A 21,563-nucleotide genomic window follows, 5' to 3' on the forward strand; every position below is an offset into this window, starting at 1 on the left:
CGCAGCCGGCGCCCGATGTTTCCTGCGAGAGATTCGCCCGATGTGTCTGATTGCCTTCGACTGGCAGCCTGATGCCGCCGCCGGTCCCCTCTTTACCCTCGTCGCCAACCGCGACGAGTTCTTTCGCCGGACCAGCGCGCCGCTCTCGTGGTGGGAAGACGTGCCGGGCGTCCTGGCCGGCCGCGATCTCGAAGCGGGCGGCACGTGGCTCGGCGTCTCGCGCGACGGCCGTTTCGCCGCGCTGACGAACTACCGCGCACCGTTCGACATCCGCGCGGGTGCACCGACCCGCGGCAAGCTCGTGTCCGATTTCCTCGGTGGCCCGTCCATCGCGCCGCTCGATTATCTCGGGCGGCTGGCCGAGCATGCGGCCGTGTACAACGGCTTCAACCTGCTCGTCGGCGACTGGCGGCGGCGCAAGCTCGCGTGGTTCTGCAACCGGGCGCCCGAAGGCGAAAGCAGGGTCGCCGCGCCCGTCGCGGTCACACCCGGCGTGCATGCGCTGTCGAATGCGCGGCTCGATACGCCCTGGCCGAAAGTCGTGCGCAAGCGCGCGGAGCTCGGCACGCTGCTCACCGACAATCCGACCCCGTCGCTCGACGAACTGATCGCGCTGATGCGCGACCCGCATGTCGCGGACGACGACGCGCTGCCGCATACCGGTATCCCGATCGAGCGCGAACGTGCGCTGTCGGCCGCGTTCATCGAGACGCCCGAATACGGCACGCGCGGCACGACCGCGCTGCGCGTCACGATGAAGGAAGGCGTGCGGCTGACGGTCGAGATCAAGGAGCGCTGCGACGACGACGGCTCGCACCGCACCGTTCGTCCGGGTTCGTTCGAGCGCGCGCTCACGTTCGACCTCGACGCAACGCGGCCGCGCTGAACGCACGCATCGCGCTACGGCGCGCGCGCCATCTCGACGTGCGGCACGCCGGCTTCGACGAACGGCTCACCGACCGCCGTGAAGCCGTGCCTCACATAGAACGCCACGGCCGAATCCTGCGCGTAGAGCCGCACGGCGGTTTCGCCGCGGTGCCGCGCGGCATCCAGCAGCGCGTTCAGCACGGCTGACCCGACACCCTGCCCGCGGACATCGGCCAGCACCGCGACACGGCCGATCGTGCCGGACGGCAGCAGCCTTCCCGTCGCGACCGCCCGGCGCCTGCCCGTCGCCGCATCGATCCGGTAGGCGACCGCATGGAGCGACAGCGGATCGTCGTCGTCGAGTTCCCATTCCGGCGGAATCTGCTGCTCGCGCACGAACACCGCGTCGCGGATGCGCGCCGCGTCGCCGCCCAGTACCGTCCAGTCGCCCGTTTCCACCACGCCGTCCGTCATCGCAGCTCCCATGCGGCGCGTGCGCCGCCAAACGCCCGCCGTCAAACGTCGTCGAATGCGGCCTTCAGCGCCGCGACCGCATCGGCATGCGCGGCCCGCACCTCGGGGATGTAGCCGCCCATCTTGAAGAATTCGTGGATCATCCCCGGATAGCAGACCAGCGTGACCGCGTTGCCGGCCGCGCGCAACTTGTCCGCGTACGCGGCACCCTCGTCGCTCAGCGGATCGTATTCGGCCGTCGCGATCCACGCCGGCGCGACGCCCGCGAACGACGGCGCGCCGCGCGTGCCGTCGAGCGGCGCGAAGCGCCAGTCGTCGCGATCCGCCCGATCGCGCACGTATTGCGTGAAGAACCACTGGATCGTGTCCTGCGTCAGCAGGTAGCCGTTCGCGAGCCGTGCATGCGATTCGGTGTCCTGGTGGCCCGTCACGCCCGGGTAGATCAGCAGCTGCAATGCCAGGCGAATCCCCGCGTCGCGCGCGAGCACCGCGCAGACGGTGGCGAGCGTGCCGCCCGCGCTGTCGCCGCCGACCGCCAGCCGAGCAGCGTCGATGCCGAACGTGGCGGCCTCGCGATGCAGCCACTGCAACGCGTCGTCGGCGTCGTTCACCGCGGTCGGGAACCGGTGTTCGGGCGCAAGCCGGTAATCGACCGACAGCACCGCGCACTGTGCATCGCGCGCGAACATCCGGCACAGCGCATCGTGCGTGTCGACGCTGCCGACCGTGAAGCCGCCGCCGTGATAGTAGACGAGCGCGGGCAGCGGCTCCGCGAGGCTCGGCTCGACGGGCAGGTACAGCCGCGCACCGATCGTGCGGCCGTCGCGCGTCGGCACGACGCATGCCTCGACCGAATGCATCGCCGCCGGTGCGACGTCGAGGATCGGCGCGCTTTTCTCGTACGCGGCGCGCGCCTGCTGCGCCGTCTGGTGGTGATACGACGGACGTTTCGCGCGCTCGATCATGTCGAGCACCTGGGCGATCTTAGGATTCAGCGGCATCGGTGAAGACAGCGCCTGTGCGGCGCCGTGAGCGGACAAGCGTCACATGATGCCATGCCCGCGCCGGGCAGGCGTGGCGCGCGATATACCGGAATCCCGTGCCACAAAATGAAGCGGCCCTGCCTCATTCCAGGGACAGGGCCGTGCGTGTGGGTGCTTACGCGTCGCTCGGGCCGGGCTGGGCGTCCGGCGCCGTGCGCGAGCGTTGCCGCTTGATGTCGCGGCCCACCGCGAGCCGCCGCATGTACTTGAACGTACCGAGTGCCTTCGCGACGAAGTTGCCGTCGCTGTCGCGCACTTCGCCTTCGCAGTAGGCCATCGTCGTCGAGCGATGCATCACGCGCCCGTAAGCGCGCAGCTCGCCGCGCCCCGGCTGCATGAAGTTCACCTTCATCTCGACCGTGACGACCCCGATGCCGTCGTCGGTCAGGCTGCGCGCCGCCATCGCGAGCGCGATGTCCGCGAGCGTCATCGTCACGCCGCCGTGCGCGATGCTCCACGTGTTCATGTGACGCTCCTCGAGCGACAGCACGATCTCGCTCGCCCCGTCCTTCGCGGACACGAGCTGCACGCCGAGCATGTCGACGAACGGGCTTTCGATCGACGGGCCGTTCGTCGGCGTTGCCGCGTCGCTCATCGTGCGGTGTCGACGATGTAGTCGACGCATTCGCGCGATTCAGCCACCGCGACGACGAATTTCTTCACTTCCTGGTGGACCGGGTGCACCTGGTATGCGTCGAGCGCGGCCTTGTCCGCGAAATCGGACACGAGCACGATGTCGGCGGTCGCATCGAGGCCCGGCGTCGCCACGCCGACGTCGATCTGCAAGGTGCCCGGCACGAGGTCGCGGCAGCCTTCGAGCTTTTCCTTCAGCTTCAGCGCGTTCTGTGCGCGTGTCGCGCCTTCGGCCGATTCCTTCAACTTCCACATGACGATATGTCTGATCACTTCGGTTGCTCCTGTTCGTGTGGGTTCGGCAGCTTGCCATAACCCCGTGCCAGTTGGGCGTTCCATGCCCTTCCACCGTTCGCTTGCGTTCGCCGGAAATCGTGTCCAGCCAGGAACGGGGTATCAAAGGAGGATCATTTCGAACAACCAGAGACGATACCCCTTTTTCACCGTGCCACTTGCCGATATCAAGATCCGACAAGCGAAGGCAGGCGACAAGCCTACCAAACTTACCGGCGACAATGGGCTGCATCTGTTGGTGAATCCGTCCGGCTCCAGCCTCTGGCGGTACAAGGACCGAATTGCCGCAAAGGCCGTCACCTGGAGTCGTCAGCCCAATTGATCGGGTTGCGAACTGCAGGCCTGGCCCTCGGGTGGTCACCGCCCTTTGATCAGAAGCACGACAACCAGGATCGCGACCAGCGCAGCGAGCCACTTCAAGCCGGAGAACACCTTGTCGAGCCGCTCCGCCAGCGCCACGACGGGATTCCTGTCGTCCGTGCGCAGCGACATCTGCGCTGGCCGGCCATCTCCCGGCAGGCTGACCTTCGGGAGATCAATGGCGAGATACACGACATATCCGCTGGCGGTTGCCGGCGTCTCAAATGTGCTGCCATCGTCGCCGGGCTTGAGGAACGCGCGGAATCCACTCGTCAGCGCAGCACCGGACGGAATCGACGTGTAGATGTCCCGCAGGCACAGCCCGGCCTTGACGGCGGTGACCTGTCCCGCCTAGACGCCGTCGGCAAGTGCCTGCAAGCTGCTCGCCGGCACGTCGCACGATGCCCACCACTGAGCCGGTTCCAGCATCTCGTGATCGGACTCGTTGTAGCCGAGCCTTGCTGTGCCAAGCGGATCGTCCGAATGAGCGATGCCCAGTGCGTCCTGCAAGTTGCGAAGGCCTTGCCGTTCAGTCTCGCCGATCTCGCGAGCCGCGAAGGTGATGTGTACCGTGCTCGTGTCGTTCTGCCCTTCCCCGATGATCGACAGACAGCAGTCGTCCAGACTCGCAGTCCCCTGGACATAGGTCGATAGCGTCGAATGCGTTGTCCCGCCGGCTGGCTCCAGCCGCCTGATGACCTGAATGTCCTGCAGAGTGAGCCACAGCGACTTCGCCGGGTAATACGTCCGCACGTTGCCATCGGCACTCGCATGCTGAAGCGTATGATCGGCGCACGCCCTGATCTCGCTACCCTTCTGCGTGTCCTCGCGTAACCGGCCACCGCTTTCATGCCGGCGCCGTTCATCGTATCCGGCAAGTTGACCGACGTCGGGACATGTCGCCGGTGTCCTGGGCACGACCCTGACGTTATCCAGAATGTCATCGTGGGTCCGGACTTTCGTAACCAGCATTTCGTCGCGTCCGCCCGATGCAGGACAAGATCGCGAGAGCCTCCCGTATTGCGTACCGGCGACGGGGAGCATGTCGCGGGCACCCTGGCCTGGTGTTGCCTCAGGTGCCTGTCGCGTGAGCGGATCAACATGCTGGGGCCGAGGCGTGTCCGAAACATTCACAGGCGACGGAAGCAGCCGGCTCAACAGGTCTGCGTAGGGCACAAGCAGCGGCAGGAACAGGCAGGCCAGTGACAGATTGAACAGGGTATAAAAATCGGCCACCACCCGCCCGTTGTCCGGCTCGATTCTGACCATGACGCAGCCGATCGGCGTGAGAGCTGCAAGAACAAGCACGACACCGACCGACATGACGAGCAGATTGCCAACCGGCACGCGCCTGGACACCGGATCGTGCGTGACGGTTCCGTCCAGCACCGGGTGAATGGCAGCGCCCAGATTCGCACCCAACACCAATGCGAAAGCTGTATCGGGTGGAACCACGTTCTGCCCGCAGAGTGACACGATCAGGAGAACGGCTGCCACGTTCGAATCGGCGGCCCAAGTCAGGCCAGCCGCCAGCAGGAAATCGACCAGCGGTTCCGTCGAGGCAGCCCCCAGCAACATCCGGAGGCTCGGCGCATCCTCGTAGTCCGTCATCAGTTCCTGCAGGTGATGCAATGCGAGCAGCAACAGGCCCAGACCGATGAACATGCGCCCCAAGTCGTGCGCGCGCGTGTTGGATGCCTTGCGGAACATCAGCACGCCAACGAGGACGAGTGCGGGCGATACGGTCTCGACTGCGAACGAAAGCGCCTGCACGATCAACGTCGCACCCACGTTCGCGCCAAGCATGACGGCCAGCGAGGAAACCAACCCGACGCGCCCTTCCGTTGCAAACTCCCGCGTCATGACTGCCGTCGTCGCACTGCCTTGCAGCACCGCCGTGACGCCCAGGCCGCCGAAGAAGGCAGGAAATCGCCCGTGAAGCATCCGCCCAAGAAGTGCCCGAAGTTCGGCGCCGAATGCACGCTGCACGCCGGTCTGGGCCATTTGCGTGCCCAGTAGCACCAGCGCAATTGAGCCCGCGAGATCAATCAGCGTAAACGTGAATGTCATAGTTCTTGCTCCCCGACGCCGACCGGTTGCTTTTACAACGTTCTCCGTACTGCGGTTCGCTCACGCCCGTAGCCGGTGCGCAAGGAAAGGCGAACTCGAATGCGTCTCGTCACGATCGAGAAACGCACGACCGAACCGTAGATCAGGCGACGCGACCTTCCCCCGAAGACTCCGTGCGCCACGATTCGGCCACCCGCGGCGATTTCCATGAAATCACGCGCCTGCAACCGCATTCCCCGATGCAAGTGGCATGCCACCAATGCGGGATGGGCGTGCAAGGCGACTTGAAACCAGAAATACGGAGATGGGCACGTTGGCCGAGTGAATGCGTTTCAGCACTGATACAGGCCTGCATCTATCGTGCGACGGCCTATGTCGATTTCCAGTGCTGCAAGCGCCCAGTGACCATACAGCGGGCGGTATCGCCGCCACGAGCCGCCCGGGCGCGCCGCTTTTCAGACGCATCGGATCGTTTCGAAATTGAAACGCGCGGTGCGACACGTGGACGAGTACAGCCAGGAAGGGGGCAGAGAGAGCGCCCGGGCCGGCGGCCTTCAGAGAGGGCTCTCCAACGCCGATTCCGCTGGCCGGAACGACAGAAAGGCACGTCGACGACACGTGAGGATGGATTTCCGTCGACAACACTCCTCATGACCGCCTGTGGCATTTCTAAACGATGATCGTCACACGGGGCCAGCGGTCCTTGTATCTTTTCTGCTGGATCCGCCGAAGATAGGTATCCATGCTGACGCGCGCCGGATTGCGTCGCACCACCATGGAAAAAAGGTCATCGAGTCCGTATGGCGCACAGACATCAATTGTCCCGTCGTTAAGCAAAGTAAGTCCTACCGCCGTCGCGTACTCTGGCCACGATGCAATGGCTTGGGCCAGTGATCTAAACGGAGGCACTGGATGGCCAAAGGTTCTCTCGAACCAGAGATGGACACCGGCCTGATTGGTGACCTCCCACGGAACGTCGGCACACTGCGCCATGAGGCTGCGCTGGATTTCGGCATCGCGCATCGACGACAAATCGGACGGGTCGAAGTAGGCCAAATCGACATCGGCCGGGCGCGTCGGAGTCACATATCCGTGAAGCGAGTCCCAGACCAAATTACGAATGGCCCCAGCGCCAATGCACCAGGATTTCAGGCCCATTGCACGTGCCGCCGACAGCGCAGACATACACCAAGATGACTGTCGGGCTATGTCGATTAATCTTTCGTCGAGATTCATCGCGGATCTGCATGACCTAAACGAGCAGGACGGTTGAGATTGTCACCAGATTCGATCGCCTCGTCGAGTCATCGAAACCGGCCCACGCTTCCCCGGCAGCTTCGTTCTTTTCTCATCCGGCAGCGATACCGTGAACCGCGCTACCGACACAATGACGCGAACGCGATCCTCGGTCGACTGGCGGGAATGCGGATTGCTCGATTTCGCGCGCCGTATCGGCGCACCCGGCCCTTCACGACAACGACCGGTACCGACGCGACGCTTCCTTTCCTCTCCGGCATTAATCTCCGGAATGAAATGCTATTGCTCATCGTTTCATGACCGGATATCCGGACTACATTCTCCGAATCAATTAAATCGCATATTTTACCGACCCAGTGAGCAATAATTGCGACCTCATTTCAAATCAATTGATCGAAAGTCACAAAATATTATTGACTTCGACTTTTATGCAAATCTAGAATCCGCTACAGCGGCTTACGTTTCGTTTTCTTTCGTCGCGCACGATTCGCCACTCACGCCCGCGAGCGCTCCTCGCGATCGCTTTCCGTTGTCGTGCAAAGGCGCCCCCGCGTCATCCGTCTTTATCAGCCATCCGCGTATTTGCAGCCTGATTTTATTTTTTACCACGCACTACCCCCCGATTAATTCCAGCCATTCACCGGAAAGACCGCGACGCGAGACCAAACGGACCCAAGATCCGTCGATTCGAACACCCAGATAAAAATTCGCCATTCATCAGGAGGGACATCAACATGCATCGCCTTGCGAAGTCGCTGTGTCTCGGGCTTGTCTGCGCCGGCCTGCTCGCGGCCTGCAACGACGACGACGTCAAGTCGACCACCCCGCCGTCGAACACCGCCGCGCTGTCGTTCCGCATGGACGCCGGCGGCCAGATCAATGCGTTCTACCGGCAGGACAAGGTCGCCGCGCACCTGCTCGTGCGTTCGTCGACGAAGCCGCGGCTGCTCGTGGTCTTCCCCGCCGGCAACAGCGGCACGGGGCTGTGGTTCGACGACACCGCGCAGCCGGTGAACTGGAGCCTCGACACGCCGCCGTCCGCGCTGTCCGCGCCCGACGCGCGCGGCCGGCCGCTGTACGGCATCGGCGCCGATGTGTCAGTCGACACCAGTACGCTGACGATCCGCCAGGGCGTGCTCAGCAACGTCCGCTTCCTGCGCGACTTCAACGGCGGCGCGACGATTCCGCAGCAGATCCTCACCGCGCCGACTGTCCAGGGCAGCGCCGCGCAATGGCAACGCGACCGGATCGACGGCGCGCCCGGCTATTCGCTGCGCATCACGCTGCGCGACGGCGGCAGCATCGCGCCGGCCGCCGGCGGCAAGCTCGTGCTGAATGCACCGCCCGGCTCGCATACGCTGAAGCTGCACATCGATGCGCTGTCGGGCGAGACGCCGCTGTCGCCGATCACGCGTGCCGACCTGTTCGCCCCGTCCGTGAACCCCGACCCGGTGAGCCAGAACGTGCTCGAATTCCTGAGCTTCAACGACAAGCTGCTGGCCGGCTCGTGGCAGTACGACACGTACTTCGGCCGCGACACGCTGATCTCGGTCCGCATGCTGATGCCCGTGCTCGAACCCGCGGCGATCGAGGCCGGCCTGTCGTCGGTGCTGAGCCGCCTGTCGGTCGACGGCAAGGTCGCGCACGAGGAAGGCATCGGCGAATTCGCACTGGTCGACAACCAGAAGAACGGCAAGCCGAACGATCCGACGCCGACCTACGACTACAAGATGATCGACAGCGACTACCTGCTCGCGCCGATCGCGGCCGCGTGGCTGATCGACGATACGCGCGGCCAGGCGCGTGCGGCCGCGTATCTCGCGCAGCGCGGCAGCGACGGGCAGACCAACGGCAGCCGCCTGGTCGTGAACCTGCTGCACGTCGCGACGACCGCGCAGGCGTTCGCGCTGCAGCCGTCGGTCGCGAACCTGATCCACCTGCGGCCCGGCGAGATCGTCGGCAACTGGCGCGATAGTACCGACGGCCTCGGCGGCGGCGTCTACCCGTACGACGTGAACGCAGTGCTCGTGCCGGCCGCGCTGCGCGCGGCAAACGCGTTTCTCGCGCACGGCCTGCTCGATCCGTACCTCGATGCCGGCCAGCGCGCGACGCTCGCCAACACGGCGAACGAGGCCGCCACGTGGGAGACGCAGGCGCCGCCGCTGTTCCAGGTCAGCGTGCCGGCCGCGCAGGCAGCCACCGACGTGTCGGCGTATGCGCCGTCCGCCGGCGTGCCGGCCGGTGCCGCGCCGAGCGCACCGCTGGCGTTCTACGCGCTGTCGCTCGATCAGCAGGGCAACCCGATTCCGGTGATGAATTCGGACGGCGGCTTCGCATTGCTGTTCGGCACGCCGCCGGACGACCAGCTCCAGCGGATCGTCGCCGACGTCACGCGGCCGTTCCCGACCGGGCTCGTGACCGATGCCGGGATGCTGATCGCGAACCCGGCGTATGCGAGCCAGGCACTGTGGCCGAAATTCACGAGTTCCGCGTATCACGGCACGGTCATCTGGTCGTGGCAGCAGGCGATGTGGGTGGCCGGGCTCGATCGCCAGCTCGCACGCCAGGACCTGTCGGCCACGACGCGCACGCTGCTCACGCAGGCGCGGCAGACGATCTGGCAGGTGATCTCGAACGGGCGCGACATGCGGACGTCGGAGATGTGGACGTGGTCCTACGTGAACGGCAAGTACCAGACCGACGCGTTCGGCACGCGCAGCGCCGATGCAACCGAAGCCAACGCGGCGCAGCTGTGGAGTACGACGTATCTCGCGATCCGCGATCCGCAGCAGCGCGCGGGCAAGTACTGGTGGCAGGCATCGCAGCAGATGCAGGACGGGCAGCCGAAGCATGAGACGTCGGTGGCGTCGCGCTAGCGCATCACCCTGCCAACCGGCATGCAAAAGCCCCGGGGGAATTACCGCCTCCGGGGCTTCGGCAAAAACCGGCTTACCGCGACACGACGCGGTTGCGCCCTTCCCGCTTCGCCGCGTACAGCCGCTCGTCGACCACCCTCAGCAACGCGTCGACCGTACTTCCATCGACGCCGTATTGCGCGACGCCGACGCTGACCGTCACCTGCACGCGCTTGAAATCCAGCCCGAACGGCGAACTCGCAATCGACGAGCGCACGCGCTCGGCCGTCATCCGCGCGCCTTCGAGCGGCATGTCCGGCAGCAGGGCCATGAACTCCTCGCCACCGACACGCGCGAGCCCGCCCGCCGGCCGGATCGCCTCGAGGCACTGGCGCACGACGCCGCGCAGCACTTCGTCGCCGATCTGGTGCCCGTACGCGTCGTTGATGTTCTTGAAATTGTCGAGATCGAGCGCGAGCAGGCAGAACGGCGTGCCGTCGCGTTCCGCCCGCACCATCTCGCGCTCGACCTGCGTGATGAACTGCCGGCGGTTCGACGCGCCCGTCATCGGATCGGTCGCGGCCATGTACTCGAGCTTCTGGTTCGTGCGCCGCAGTTCCTGCAGCGCGCTCTCGGTCCGCGACATCGATTCCGCCAGCCGGCTCATCAGGTCTTCCTGGCTGTAGATCGCCGAGAACGAGCGCGTCGTCTGCAGCGCCTGCACGACGCCGTAGCTGAGCAGGAAGAAGCCGCCCGCGAAGATCGCATGCGCCAGCCACCACATGTGATTCCACGGCTTGCCGAGAATGAATGCGAGCGACGACAGCGCGAACGCCATGATCGACACGCCGTAGATCATCATCAGCGGCGAGCGAATCCGCCGCGCGAGCAGCAGGCAGACGTTCAACAGCGAGAACACGAGCGCGCCGCCTTCCATCGACAGCCGCGTCCCCGGCGCGCCGGCGATCGGCGAATACGCAATGTAGGCGACGACGACGTTGACGATCACGAAGAACACGATCCACGGCAGCCACGTCCGCGCGCTCGTGCGTTTCTCGATCCGGTCGGGCGGACGCGAATACGACAGCAGGCCCGTGAGCAACAGGATCGACATCACGAGCCGCGACGCGGGCCCGTACAGCAGGAACAGCCAGATGTTGTGGTGCGCCATCCCGGTGAATGCACCGTGCAGCGCATAGATCATCGCGAAGCCGAGAAAGCCGAGCGTCAGCCAGCGCAGCAACGGCTCGCCGGACGACCGGTAGCACACCCAGGTCACGTAGGTGACGAACGCGCCTTCGAGGGTCGCGGCCGCGATCGCGATTTCATGGAATGCGTGGTTCTCGAACACGACGTGCGGGTCGCTGAAGATCCACAGGTAGGCAATCAGATAGGCAGGCAGCAACGCGAATCCGACCAGCAGGCATTTCGCGTAGAGCCTCGCGGCCGCGCTGACGACGCGCGGCGGTTCCCCGGCTGCATAAGTCGTACTCATTCGGTCCCCGGTCGGTCTGCTGCGTTGGTTCGAACCTTCGCGGCACGGATCGCACGATGCACGATGCACGATCCGGCCCATCGTGCCGAAAGGCAAATGTCAGAGCAAGTATAGGTGGGGCAATTGGTTTGACAAGTAAGGGGAAACGGCATTGCCGGGCGCATGCCTTTTGCTTCCCGATTGTTTCGAATCGCGGTACTGTCGTGCCGATTCACGTCGCGGCCGCGGGTACCGCCGAAACGAACCCGCGGCCGCCACCAGCAAAGATCAGAGGATTTCGAACAGGCCGGCCGCCCCCTGCCCGCCGCCGATGCACATCGTGACGACCACGTACTTCACGCCGCGCCGCTTGCCTTCGATCAGTGCATGGCCCGTCAGGCGCGCGCCCGACACGCCGTACGGATGGCCGACCGCGATCGCGCCGCCGTTCACGTTCAGCCGGTCCTCAGGAATCCCGAGCGTGTCGCGGCAGTACAGCACCTGCACCGCGAACGCCTCGTTCAACTCCCACAGGCCGATGTCGTCGACCCTCAACCCAGCCTGCTTCAGCAGCTTGGGCACGGCGAACACGGGGCCGATACCCATCTCGTCCGGCTCGCAGCCGGCCACCGCGAAGCCGCGGAACACGCCCAGCGGCTGCAGCCCGTCGCGCTGCGCGGCATCGGCGCTCATCACGACGCACGCCGACGCGCCGTCCGAAAACTGGCTCGCGTTGCCGGCGGTGATCACGCCGCCCGGCACGGCCGAACGGATCTTCGACACGCCTTCGAGCGTCGTATCGGGGCGAATGCCTTCGTCGGCCGCTACCGTCACTTCCTTCGTGAACAAGCGGCCCGTCGCCTTGTCGGCGATGCCCGCGAGCACCGTGATCGGCACGATCTCGTCGCGGAAACGGCCGGCTTCCTGGGCGGCCGCGGCGCGCAGTTGCGACTGCACGCCGTACGCGTCCTGCCGCTCCTTCGAGATGCCGTAGCGCTTCGCGACGTTCTCGGCCGTCTGCAGCATGTTCCAGTAGATCTCCGGCTTGTGCTGGACGAGCCAGCCTTCCTGAACCATGTGCCGGTTCATCTCGTTCTGCACGCACGAGATCGATTCGACGCCGCCGGCGACGTAGACCTCGCCTTCGCCCGCGATGATCCGCTGCGCGGCCAGCGCGATGGTCTGCAGCCCCGACGAGCAGAAGCGGTTCACCGTCATCCCCGGCACGGTCACGGGCAGCCCCGCGCGCAGTGCGATCTGCCGCGCGATGTTCGCGCCGGTCGCGCCTTCGGGGTTCGCACAGCCCATGATCACGTCTTCGACGCGTGCGGGGTCGAGCTTCGCGCGTTCGAGCGCGGCCGCGACCACGTGGCCGCCGAGCGTCGCGCCGTGCGTCATGTTGAAGGCGCCGCGCCAGGATTTCGCCAGCGGCGTGCGTGCGGTCGATACGATTACGGCTTCGGTCATGCGAGTCTCCTTCGGTCCTGCTTCGATATGTAAACAGACCCTGAATCGGATAGGGAATGCGCTACGCCGCCGGGCGCGCGCCCGCGGACGTCACATGCGCGACGCCCGCTGCCTGCATCTGCTGCCATGCGTGCGCGAGCGACCCGTTCAGGTCGATCGCACGGCACGCATCGTTGATCACCGCGGCTTCGAAACCGGCCGCGCGCGCATCGAGCGCCGACCACGCGACGCAATAGTCGGTCGCGAGCCCGCAGCACCACACGCGCTTCGCACCGAGCTCGCGCAGGTAGCCCGCGAGCCCCGTGCGCGTCGTGCGATCGGCTTCGACGAACGCGGAATAACTGTCGACCTGCGCGTCGCCGCCCTTGCGGATCACGAGCCGCGCGTGCGGGATGTCGAGGTTGCGATGCAGCGCCGCGCCGTCGGTGTCCTGCACGCAATGCACGGGCCACAGCACCTGCTCGCCGTACGGCAGCGTGAGCGTGGAAAACGGCTCGCGGCCCGGATGGTTCGCCGCGAACGACACGTGTTCGCGCGGGTGCCAGTCCTGCGTCAGCACGACCTGGTCGAAGCGCTGCGCGAGCGCGTTGATCACCGGCACGACCGCGTCGCCGTCCGGCACCGCGAGCGCGCCGCCCGGCATGAAGTCGTATTGCACGTCGATCACGAGCAGGACGTCGTCGGTGCGTTTCATTGCGTGTCTCCAGACAGGATCGGTCGCGCCGCCATGCGGCGTCGTCAGCCGTTGAAGCCGCGGCCGGCCTTCGCCAGTTCCGCGATCGACGGCGCGAGTTGCCATGCGTCGCCGTTCGGTGCCGCGGCGTAGCGACGAATCGCGCGCTCGACGTTGTAGAGGCCCACCACGTCCGCGTACAGCATCGGGCCGCCGCGCCACAGCGGGAAGCCATAACCGGTCAGGTAGACCATGTCGATGTCGGATGCCTTCGACGCGATCTTCTCCTCGAGGATCTTCGCGCCTTCGTTGACGAGCGCCAGCACCAGCCGCTCGACGATCTCGTCGTCGCCGATCTTGCGCCGCTCGATGCCGCGCTCCTTCGAATACGCGACGACCAGCTCGTCGACCAGCGACGACGGCTTCGCCTTGCGATCGCCCGGCACGTAGTCGTACCAGCCGGCGCCCGTCTTCTGGCCGAAGCGGCCCTGTTCGCACAGGCGGTCGGCAATCTTCGAGTACTGCAGGTCGGGCTTCTCGACGTAACGGCGCTTGCGGATCGCCCAGCCGATGTCGTTGCCGGCGAGGTCGCTCATCCGGAACGGCCCCATCGCGAAACCGAACTTCTCGATCGCGCGATCGACCTGCGCGGGCAGCGCGCCTTCCTCGAGCATGAACAGCGCCTGGCGGATGTACTGCTCGATCATCCGGTTGCCGATGAAGCCGTCGCACACGCCCGACACGACCGCCGTCTTGCGGATCTTCTTCGCCACCGCCATCACGGTCGCGAGCACGTCCTTCGCGGTCTGTGCGCCGCGCACGACTTCGAGCAGCTTCATCACGTTCGCCGGGCTGAAGAAGTGCATGCCGACGACGTCCTGCGGGCGCTTCGTGAACGCCGCGATATTGTCGACGTCGAGCGTCGACGTGTTCGACGCGAGGATCGCACCCGGCTTCGCGACTTCGTCGAGCTTCCTGAACACCTGCTCCTTCACGCCGAGCTCCTCGAACACGGCTTCGACGATCAGGTCGGCGTCCTTCAGGTCGTCGTAGGACAATGTCGGCGTGATCAGCGCCATGCGCGCGTCGAGCTTGTCCTGCGTGAGCTTGCCCTTCTTCACCTGCGCGTCGTAGTTCTTGCGGATCGTCGCGAGGCCGCGCTCGAGCGCGTCCTGCTTCGTCTCGAGCAGCGTGACGGGCAGCCCCGCATTGATGAAGTTCATCGCGATCCCGCCGCCCATCGTGCCCGCGCCGATCACGCCGACGCGGCGGATCTCGCGCAGCGGCGTATCGGCCGGCACGTCGGGAATCTTGCTCGCCGCCCGCTCGCCGAAGAACGCGTGGCGCAGCGCGCGGCTTTCCGGCGTCATCATCAGCGCGACGAAACCCTCGCGCTCGGCAATGCTGCCCTTGTCGAAACCGTTCAGCACGCCGGCCTCGATCGCGTCGATGCACTTGTGCGGAGCAGGGAAATTCGGCGCAGCGGCCTGCGCGGAATTGCGCGCGAACTGGATGAAGCCCGCGGCGTTTTCATGGACGATCTTGCGATCGCGCACGCGCGGATGCGGCCCCTTCTGCGCGCCGACCTTCTGCGCGAACGCGACGGCCGCGTCGAGCAGGTCGCCGTCGGCCATCGCGTCGAACAGCCCGCTCTTCGCGAGCTGCTCCGACAGCACGGGCGCGCCCGACACGATCATGTTCAGCGCGGTTTCGAGCCCTACCGCGCGCGGCAGGCGCTGCGTGCCGCCCGCGCCCGGCAGCAGGCCGAGCTTCACTTCGGGCAGCGCGACCTGCGCGCCGGGCGCCGCGACGCGGTAGTGCGCGCCGAGCGCGAGTTCCAGGCCGCCGCCCATCACGACGCTGTGCAGCGCGGCGACGACGGGCTTCGCGCTCGCCTCCACCGCGCGGATCACGGTGTGCAGCGTCGGCTCCTGCAGCGCCTTCGGCGTATTGAATTCGGTGATGTCCGCGCCGCCCGAGAACGCGCGGCCCGCGCCGGTCAGCACAATCGCCGCGACCGACGGATCCTGCGCGGCGCGATCGAGCGCGTCCATGACGCCCTGGCGGGTCGACAGGCCGAGCCCGTTGACGGGCGGATTGTTGAGCGTGATGACGGCCACGCCGTCGCGAGTCGAGTAATCCACTGCCATCTGCCTGCCTCCATGCATCGCGCGCCGGGGTGGCTGCGCTTCATTGTGCGCGGTCGAACGGCCGCATGTCCGAATGAACTGAGGCAGCATACAACGAAAAAGCACGGTCGTTCAATTTGAATTTTGTTCCCGATCCGGGGACGGATCGGGCGACCGGTTCGCGAGCCGTCGCCGGCCGGGTGCGACGCTTACGGCTCGCACGCCGCCGTCGGCAACACGTAGTCGCGGAACGTCTCGCGCAGCTTCAGCTTCTGCAGCTTGCCGGTCGCGGTGTGCGGCAGCGATTCGACGAACACGACGTCGTCGGGGATCCACCATTTCGCGACCTTGCCTTCGTAGAACGCGAGCAATGTATCGCGGTTCAGGTTCGCGCCTTCGCGCGGCACCACGACGAGCAGCGGGCGCTCGGTCCATTTCGGGTGCGCACAGGCGATGCACGCGGCCTCGGCCACGCCCGGGTGGGCGATCGCGACGTTCTCGATGTCGATCGAGCTGATCCACTCGCCGCCCGACTTGATCACGTCCTTGCTGCGGTCGGTGATCTGCAGGAAGCCGTCGGGATCGATCGTCGCGACGTCGCCGGTCGGGAACCAGCCGTCCGACAGCGGCGACTCAGCGCCGCGAAAGTAGTGATCGATCACCCACGGCCCACGCACCTGCAGCTCGCCGAACGCGACGCCATCCCACGGCAGCTCGCGGCCGTCCTCGCCGACGATGCGCATGTCGACGCCGCAAATCACGCGCCCCTGCTTCTCGAGCAGCCGGCGCTGCGCGTCGAGCGGCCGCTGCGACTGCGCCCAGTTGAGCTTCGCGAGCGTGCCGAGCGGCGACAGTTCGGTCATTCCCCACGCATGGATCACGCGCACGCCGTATTCGTCCTCGAACGTGCGCAGCATGGCGGGCGGGCACGCGGAGCCGCCGATCACCGTGCGGTTCAGCGTCGAGAACCGCACGCCGGCTTCGCGCATGTAGTTCAACAGCCCGAGCCACACGGTCGGCACGCCCGCGGAGAACGTCACGCGCTCGGCCTCCATCAGCTCGTACAGCGACTTGCCGTCGAGATCCTTGCCGGGCAGCACGAGCTTGCCGCCGGTCAGCGGCACCGCGTACGGCAGCCCCCACGCGTTGACGTGGAACATCGGCACGACGGGCAGCACGGCGTCCATCGCGGACAGGTTCATCGCATCGGGCAACGCGGCGCCGTACGCGTGCAGCACCGTCGAGCGGTGCGAATACAGCACGCCCTTCGGGTTGCCGGTCGTGCCGGACGTGTAGCAGAGCCCCGATGCCTGCTGCTCGTCGAGGCGCGGCCAGTCGTAGCGGCCGTCCTCGGCTTCGACGAGCGTTTCGTAGCAGAGGAACGGCGTCGCGCCCGACGGCAGGTGCGCGGCATCGGTCATCGCGACCCAGCCCTTCACGTGCGGGCACTGCGGCGCGATGGCGTCGACGAGCGGCGCGAAATTGATGTCGAAGAAGACGTAGCGGTCTTCCGCGTGATTGACGATGTACGCGATCTGTTCGGGGAACAGGCGCGGATTGATCGTGTGGCAGACGGCGCCCATTCCGCCGATCCCGTAGTAGGCCTCCAGGTGCCGGTAGCCGTTCCACGCCAGCGTGCCGACGCGGTCGCCGGTTTCGACGCCGAGCCGCGCGAGCGCCTGCGCCAGTTGCTTCGCGCGGCGTTCGCAATCGCGGTACGTGTAGCGATGCAGGTCGCCTTCCACGCGCTTCGACACGATCTCGGTGTCGCCGGCGTGCCGCGCGGCATGCGAAATCAGCGAGGACACCAGCAACGGCACGTCCATCATCTGGCCCAGCAACGGCTTACCCATCGTCTTGTTCTCCGTGAGGATGCGAATCGGTGACCAGCCTGGGGGGCGGCGTCCGTACGGAAACGCCCCCCTGCGACGCGCCCGTCAGCGGCCCCGGACGGGCGTGGCGCACGGCGCGCGGGCCGCCATGCGGGCGGCGCGGCGCCGCCTTACAATATCGGCTTACCCAGAGGCGCTCAACATGTCGTTTTCCCGAAGCGCAGCCGATGCGGCTGACACCCTCCCCGACCTCGCCGCCACGCTCGGCGCGCCCGCCACAGGCGCGTTCGTCACGCTCGGCGATGCGTTTCATACGCGGCTGCCGGCCGCGCCGCTCGCCGCGCCGTACGTCGTCGGCTTTTCCGACGAAGTCGCGCAGCTACTCGACCTGCCGCCGTCGATCGCCGCGCAGCCCGGCTTCGCCGAGCTGTTCGCCGGCAACCCGACGCGCGACTGGCCCGCGCACGCAATGCCGTACGCGTCGGTCTATTCCGGCCACCAGTTCGGCGTGTGGGCCGGCCAGCTCGGCGACGGCCGCGCGCTGACGATCGGCGAACGCACCGGCACCGACGGCCGCCGCTACGAGCTGCAGCTGAAAGGCAGCGGCCGCACGCCGTATTCGCGGATGGGCGACGGCCGCGCGGTGCTGCGCTCGTCGATCCGCGAATTCCTGTGCTCGGAAGCGATGCATCACCTCGGCATCCCGACCACGCGCGCACTGACGGTGATCGGCTCCGACCAGCCGGTGGTGCGCGAGGAAATCGAGACGTCGGCCGTCGTCACGCGCGTGTCGGAGAGCTTCGTGCGCTTCGGCCACTTCGAGCACTTCTTCTCGAACGATCGCCCCGACCTGCTGCGCCAGCTCGCCGATCACGTGATCGACCGCTTCTATCCGGCCTGCCGCGACGCGGACGATCCGTACCTCGCGCTGCTCGAAGCCGCGACGCTGCGCACGGCCGACCTCGTCGCGCAGTGGCAGGCCGTGGGCTTCTGCCATGGTGTGATGAACACCGACAACATGTCGATCCTCGGCGTGACGATCGACTACGGCCCGTTCGGCTTCGTCGACGCGTTCGATGCGAATCACATCTGCAACCACTCGGACAACAGCGGCCGCTATGCGTACCGGATGCAGCCGCGCATCGCGCACTGGAACTGCTACTGTCTCGCGCAGGCGCTGCTGCCGCTGATCGGGCTGCAGCACGGTATCGCCGATGACGATGCGCGCGCCGAACGCGCGGTGGACGACGCACAGGCCGTGCTCGCGAAATTTCCGGAACGTTTCGGCCCCGCGCTCGAACGCGCGATGCGCGCGAAGCTCGGCCTCGAACTCGAACGCGAGAACGACGCCGAACTCGCGAACAAGCTGCTCGAGACGATGCACGCTAGCCACGCGGATTTCACGCTGACGTTCCGCCGCCTCGCGCAGATCTCGAAGCACGACGCGAGCCGCGATGCACCGGTGCGCGACCTGTTCATCGACCGCGAAGCGTTCGATGCGTGGGCGAACCTCTACCGCGCACGGCTGTCCGAGGAAACGCGCGACGACGCGGCCCGCGCGGTTGCAATGAACCGCGCGAACCCCAAATACGTGCTTCGCAACCATCTGGCCGAAGTCGCGATCCGGCGCGCGAAGGAAAAGGATTTTTCGGAAGTCGAGCGGCTCGCGCAGATCCTGCGCCGCCCGTTCGACGAACAACCCGAACACGAAGCGTACGCGGCGTTGCCGCCCGACTGGGCCGGGTCGCTCGAAGTGAGCTGCTCGTCCTGAGCCCGCAACCCGCGCGTATCGACCGACCGATCAGGAGAACCCAACATGTCCCACGATTCCGACGACAAGACCTTCCCGTACCAGAAGGACGACGCCGACCTGCGCCGCCGGCTCACGCCGATGCAGTACGAGGTCACGCAGCATGCGGCGACCGAGCGCGCGTTCACCGGCGAATACACCGATACGGAAGACGACGGCATCTACAAATGCGTCGTCTGCAGCACGCCGCTGTTCGAATCCGGTGCCAAATTCCACTCGGGCTGCGGCTGGCCCAGCTACTTCAAGCCGCTCAACGGCGAGGTGATCGACGAGAAGGTCGACTACTCGCACGGGATGGTGCGCGTCGAGGTGCGCTGCAACCACTGCGGCGCACATCTGGGCCACGTGTTCGAGGACGGCCCGCGCGACAAGACCGGTTTGCGGTACTGCATCAATTCGGCTGCGTTAAACTTCGAGTCCCGACCCGAAAACGACTGAGCGGCGCCGGGCGGATCGGCGAGGTCGCCCCTCGCCGGCAGGCCGGCCCCGGGCTGGCCGCCCCGATCCGCAACGGTGGTGCCTGGCGGGTCCCTACAACGGTGAAAGGCCGCGCGAGCGGCCTTTCACGCAGCTGCGAGCGCCATGAAATTCCTGTTCGATCTGTTTCCGATCATCCTGTTTTTTGTCGCCTTCAAGGTCTGGGGCATCTTTACCGCCACCGCCGTCGCGATCATCGCGACGCTGGCCCAGGTCGCGTGGGTCGCCTTCCGGCACCGGAAGGTCGACACGATGCTGTGGGTCAGCCTCGGCGTGATCGTCGTCTTCGGCGGCGCCACCCTCGTCCTGCATGACGAGAAATTCATTCAATGGAAGCCGACTGTGCTGTACTGGTTGTTTGCGATCGGGCTGCTCGCCGCGCGTTATGCGTTCAGCAAGAACCTGATCGAGAAGATGATGGGCAAGCAGCTCACGCTGCCGCCGCCCGTGTGGGACAAGCTGAACGTCGCATGGGCGCTGTTCTTCGCGGTGCTCGGCGTCGCGAACCTGTACGTGGTGCACAACTTCACCGAATCGCAATGGGTGAACTTCAAGCTGTTCGGTACGACGGGCGCGATGGTCGTGTTCATCATCCTGCAGAGCCTGTGGCTCACGAAATACCTGAAGGACGAGTGACATGACGGACGCCTTTCTCCACGCCTCGCCCGACGAACGCATCGCGCTGATCGAAGCGCGCCTCAACGCGGCGCTGGCGCCGCTGGCGCTTACCGTGCGCGACGACAGCGCGCAGCACGCGGGCCACGCCGGCGCATCCGCCGGCGGCCACTTCACGGTCACGATCGTGTCGGCCGCCTTCACCGGCAAGCCGCGCGTCGCGCGGCACCGGCTGGTGTATGATGCGCTCGCTGATGCGATGCAGCGCGGCATTCACGCGCTCGCGATCGTGGCTTACACGCCCGAAGAATTCAACGAATCTTCAATCTAGTCTCATTAGGAATTCCCGATGATCCTGAAATCCCCCCGCCTGTGGGTCGCGGCGGCTGCTTTCGCAGCGGCACCGGCATTCGCCCAGAACATCGCCGTCGTCAACGGCACGCCGATTCCGAAGTCGCGCGCCGATGCGATGGTCGCGCAGCTCGTCCAGCAAGGCCAGACCGACGGCCCGCAACTGCAGCAAGCCGTGCGCCAGGAACTCGTGAACCGCGAAATCCTGATGCAGGAAGCGATCCGCGAAGGCATCCCGAACCGTCCCGACGTGAAGGCGCAGGTCGCCGTCGCGCAGCAGACCGTCGTGCTGCGTTCGATGATCGAGAGCTTCCTGAAGAAGAACCAGCCGACCGACGCCGAAGTGAAGGCGCGCTACGACGACCTCGTCAAGGGCGCCGGCGGCAACCGCGAATACCACCTGCACCACATCCTCGTCAGCGACGAGCAGCAGGCGAAGGACCTGATCGCGAAGATCAAGGCCGGCGCGAAGTTCGAGGATCTCGCGAAGCAATACTCGAAGGATCCGGGTTCGGGCAAGAACGGCGGCGATCTCGACTGGTCCGACCCGAAGGCGTACGTGCCGGAATTCGCGGCGGCCGCGCAGAAACTGCAGAAAGGCCAGATGACCGACGCGCCGGTGAAGACGCAGTTCGGCTGGCACATCATCCGTGTCGACGACATCCGCGACATCGCCCCGCCGCCGCTCGAGCAGGTGAAGGCGCAGATCGCGCAGCAGCTCGTGCAGCAGAAGCTGCAGGCGTTCGAGGAAGGTCTGCGCCAGCAGGCGAAGATCCAGTAACGCCGGCGCGCGTCGCCCGTGCAACGAAAAGCCGCTCTTCGGAGCGGCTTTTTCTTGGGGTGCGCAGGACGGGTCACGCGCGAAAAAAAGGCCGCTCCGAA

General features: G+C 66.1%; 19 protein-coding genes. 7 read left to right on the forward strand and 12 right to left on the reverse strand.

The features are described 5' to 3' along the window. Positions 1-40 precede the first annotated feature (40 nt). Positions 41-886, forward strand: a complete 846-nt coding sequence (locus tag U5798_RS27710; RefSeq protein ID WP_322083814.1) for an NRDE family protein — start codon at positions 41-43, stop codon at positions 884-886. A gap of 14 nt (positions 887-900) precedes the next feature. On the opposite strand, the gene U5798_RS27715 is transcribed toward U5798_RS27710, so the two are convergent. The 7 genes from U5798_RS27715 to U5798_RS27745 all read right to left on the reverse strand — a co-directional run bounded on the left by U5798_RS27715 (position 901) and on the right by U5798_RS27745 (position 6,977). Further along, positions 901-1,341 (reverse strand): GNAT family N-acetyltransferase, encoded by a 441-nt coding sequence (locus U5798_RS27715; RefSeq protein WP_124450652.1) that lies wholly within the window; start codon positions 1,339-1,341, stop codon positions 901-903. 41 nt (positions 1,342-1,382) lie between these two features. After that, positions 1,383-2,342 (reverse strand): alpha/beta hydrolase, encoded by a 960-nt coding sequence (locus U5798_RS27720; protein ID WP_322083815.1) that lies wholly within the window; start codon positions 2,340-2,342, stop codon positions 1,383-1,385. Positions 2,343-2,499: 157 nt separating this feature from the next. Then, positions 2,500-2,979, reverse strand: coding sequence for a PaaI family thioesterase (locus U5798_RS27725; protein ID WP_322083816.1), 480 nt, complete (start codon positions 2,977-2,979; stop codon positions 2,500-2,502). Continuing rightward, positions 2,976-3,290 carry a Dabb family protein gene (locus U5798_RS27730; protein WP_119337996.1) on the reverse strand — a complete coding sequence of 105 codons (315 nt, stop codon included), beginning with the start codon at positions 3,288-3,290 and terminating at the stop codon, positions 2,976-2,978. Before U5798_RS27730 ends, U5798_RS27725 begins: the two co-directional genes overlap by 4 nt. 378 nt (positions 3,291-3,668) lie before the next feature. Beyond that, the gene (locus U5798_RS27735; protein ID WP_322083817.1) at positions 3,669-3,863 is read right to left on the reverse strand and encodes a hypothetical protein; all 195 of its coding nucleotides are present in this window, start codon (positions 3,861-3,863) and stop codon (positions 3,669-3,671) included. 159 nt (positions 3,864-4,022) lie between these two features. Next, positions 4,023-5,741, reverse strand: coding sequence for a Na/Pi symporter (locus tag U5798_RS27740; RefSeq protein ID WP_322083818.1), 1,719 nt, complete (start codon positions 5,739-5,741; stop codon positions 4,023-4,025). A 669-nt stretch (positions 5,742-6,410) separates the two neighbouring features. After that, positions 6,411-6,977 (reverse strand): nucleotidyltransferase family protein, encoded by a 567-nt coding sequence (locus tag U5798_RS27745; RefSeq protein ID WP_322083819.1) that lies wholly within the window; start codon positions 6,975-6,977, stop codon positions 6,411-6,413. Between the two features lie 755 nt (positions 6,978-7,732). Between U5798_RS27745 and U5798_RS27750 the strand changes: the two genes are divergently transcribed. After that, on the forward strand, positions 7,733-9,874 hold the full coding sequence (locus tag U5798_RS27750; protein WP_322083820.1) for a hypothetical protein: 2,142 nt from the start codon (positions 7,733-7,735) through the stop codon (positions 9,872-9,874). 73 nt (positions 9,875-9,947) lie between these two features. On the opposite strand, the gene U5798_RS27755 is transcribed toward U5798_RS27750, so the two are convergent. The 5 genes from U5798_RS27755 to U5798_RS27775 form a co-directional block, all read right to left on the reverse strand. After that, complete coding sequence (locus tag U5798_RS27755) at positions 9,948-11,348, reverse strand: GGDEF domain-containing protein (protein ID WP_124450412.1); 1,401 nt, start codon at positions 11,346-11,348, stop codon at positions 9,948-9,950. 267 nt (positions 11,349-11,615) lie between these two features. Further along, entirely contained in the window at positions 11,616-12,794 is a 1,179-nt protein-coding gene (locus tag U5798_RS27760) for an acetyl-CoA C-acyltransferase (protein WP_322083821.1), read from the reverse strand. A 61-nt stretch (positions 12,795-12,855) separates the two neighbouring features. Then, positions 12,856-13,488 (reverse strand): bifunctional nicotinamidase/pyrazinamidase, encoded by a 633-nt coding sequence (pncA, locus tag U5798_RS27765; RefSeq protein ID WP_322083822.1) that lies wholly within the window; start codon positions 13,486-13,488, stop codon positions 12,856-12,858. A 44-nt stretch (positions 13,489-13,532) separates the two neighbouring features. Beyond that, positions 13,533-15,617, reverse strand: a complete 2,085-nt coding sequence (locus U5798_RS27770) for a 3-hydroxyacyl-CoA dehydrogenase NAD-binding domain-containing protein (protein WP_322083823.1) — start codon at positions 15,615-15,617, stop codon at positions 13,533-13,535. Positions 15,618-15,805: 188 nt separating this feature from the next. Further along, positions 15,806-17,449 (reverse strand): 3-(methylthio)propionyl-CoA ligase, encoded by a 1,644-nt coding sequence (locus tag U5798_RS27775; RefSeq protein WP_322083824.1) that lies wholly within the window; start codon positions 17,447-17,449, stop codon positions 15,806-15,808. Between U5798_RS27775 and U5798_RS27780 the strand changes: the two genes are divergently transcribed. The 5 genes from U5798_RS27780 to U5798_RS27800 all read left to right on the forward strand — a co-directional run bounded on the left by U5798_RS27780 (position 17,361) and on the right by U5798_RS27800 (position 21,462). After that, on the forward strand, positions 17,361-19,199 hold the full coding sequence (locus U5798_RS27780; RefSeq protein ID WP_415859516.1) for a protein adenylyltransferase SelO: 1,839 nt from the start codon (positions 17,361-17,363) through the stop codon (positions 19,197-19,199). The genes U5798_RS27775 and U5798_RS27780 overlap by 89 nt on opposite strands. Before the next feature lie 45 nt (positions 19,200-19,244). After that, positions 19,245-19,676, forward strand: a complete 432-nt coding sequence (gene msrB / locus U5798_RS27785; RefSeq protein WP_124450424.1) for a peptide-methionine (R)-S-oxide reductase MsrB — start codon at positions 19,245-19,247, stop codon at positions 19,674-19,676. Between the two features lie 144 nt (positions 19,677-19,820). After that, a complete protein-coding gene (locus tag U5798_RS27790; protein WP_322083826.1) occupies positions 19,821-20,351 on the forward strand; it encodes a septation protein A in 531 nt (176 codons plus the stop codon). A 1-nt stretch (position 20,352) separates the two neighbouring features. Beyond that, positions 20,353-20,661 (forward strand): BolA family protein, encoded by a 309-nt coding sequence (locus U5798_RS27795; RefSeq protein ID WP_322083827.1) that lies wholly within the window; start codon positions 20,353-20,355, stop codon positions 20,659-20,661. Between the two features lie 18 nt (positions 20,662-20,679). After that, complete coding sequence (locus U5798_RS27800; protein ID WP_322083828.1) at positions 20,680-21,462, forward strand: peptidylprolyl isomerase; 783 nt, start codon at positions 20,680-20,682, stop codon at positions 21,460-21,462. The last annotated feature ends 101 nt before the right edge of the window (positions 21,463-21,563 follow it).

Source organism: Burkholderia sp. BCC1972 (genome assembly GCF_905339605.1).
Taxonomy (GTDB): domain Bacteria; phylum Pseudomonadota; class Gammaproteobacteria; order Burkholderiales; family Burkholderiaceae; genus Burkholderia.

Excerpts from the sequence above, each read along its gene's own strand:
- U5798_RS27710 (WP_322083814.1), top strand. The coding sequence starts at position 41 with ATGTGTCTGATTGCCTTCGACTGGCAGCCTGATGCCGCCGCCGGTCCC.
- U5798_RS27715 (WP_124450652.1), bottom strand. The coding sequence starts at position 1,341 with ATGACGGACGGCGTGGTGGAAACGGGCGACTGGACGGTACTGGGCGGC.
- U5798_RS27720 (WP_322083815.1), bottom strand. The coding sequence starts at position 2,342 with ATGCCGCTGAATCCTAAGATCGCCCAGGTGCTCGACATGATCGAGCGC.
- U5798_RS27725 (WP_322083816.1), bottom strand. The coding sequence starts at position 2,979 with ATGAGCGACGCGGCAACGCCGACGAACGGCCCGTCGATCGAAAGCCCG.
- U5798_RS27740 (WP_322083818.1), bottom strand. The coding sequence starts at position 5,741 with ATGACATTCACGTTTACGCTGATTGATCTCGCGGGCTCAATTGCGCTG.
- U5798_RS27745 (WP_322083819.1), bottom strand. The coding sequence starts at position 6,977 with ATGAATCTCGACGAAAGATTAATCGACATAGCCCGACAGTCATCTTGG.
- U5798_RS27750 (WP_322083820.1), top strand. The coding sequence starts at position 7,733 with ATGCATCGCCTTGCGAAGTCGCTGTGTCTCGGGCTTGTCTGCGCCGGC.
- U5798_RS27755 (WP_124450412.1), bottom strand. The coding sequence starts at position 11,348 with ATGAGTACGACTTATGCAGCCGGGGAACCGCCGCGCGTCGTCAGCGCG.
- U5798_RS27760 (WP_322083821.1), bottom strand. The coding sequence starts at position 12,794 with ATGACCGAAGCCGTAATCGTATCGACCGCACGCACGCCGCTGGCGAAA.
- pncA (WP_322083822.1), bottom strand. The coding sequence starts at position 13,488 with ATGAAACGCACCGACGACGTCCTGCTCGTGATCGACGTGCAATACGAC.
- U5798_RS27770 (WP_322083823.1), bottom strand. The coding sequence starts at position 15,617 with ATGGCAGTGGATTACTCGACTCGCGACGGCGTGGCCGTCATCACGCTC.
- U5798_RS27775 (WP_322083824.1), bottom strand. The coding sequence starts at position 17,449 with ATGGGTAAGCCGTTGCTGGGCCAGATGATGGACGTGCCGTTGCTGGTG.
- msrB (WP_124450424.1), top strand. The coding sequence starts at position 19,245 with ATGTCCCACGATTCCGACGACAAGACCTTCCCGTACCAGAAGGACGAC.
- U5798_RS27790 (WP_322083826.1), top strand. The coding sequence starts at position 19,821 with ATGAAATTCCTGTTCGATCTGTTTCCGATCATCCTGTTTTTTGTCGCC.
- U5798_RS27795 (WP_322083827.1), top strand. The coding sequence starts at position 20,353 with ATGACGGACGCCTTTCTCCACGCCTCGCCCGACGAACGCATCGCGCTG.
- U5798_RS27800 (WP_322083828.1), top strand. The coding sequence starts at position 20,680 with ATGATCCTGAAATCCCCCCGCCTGTGGGTCGCGGCGGCTGCTTTCGCA.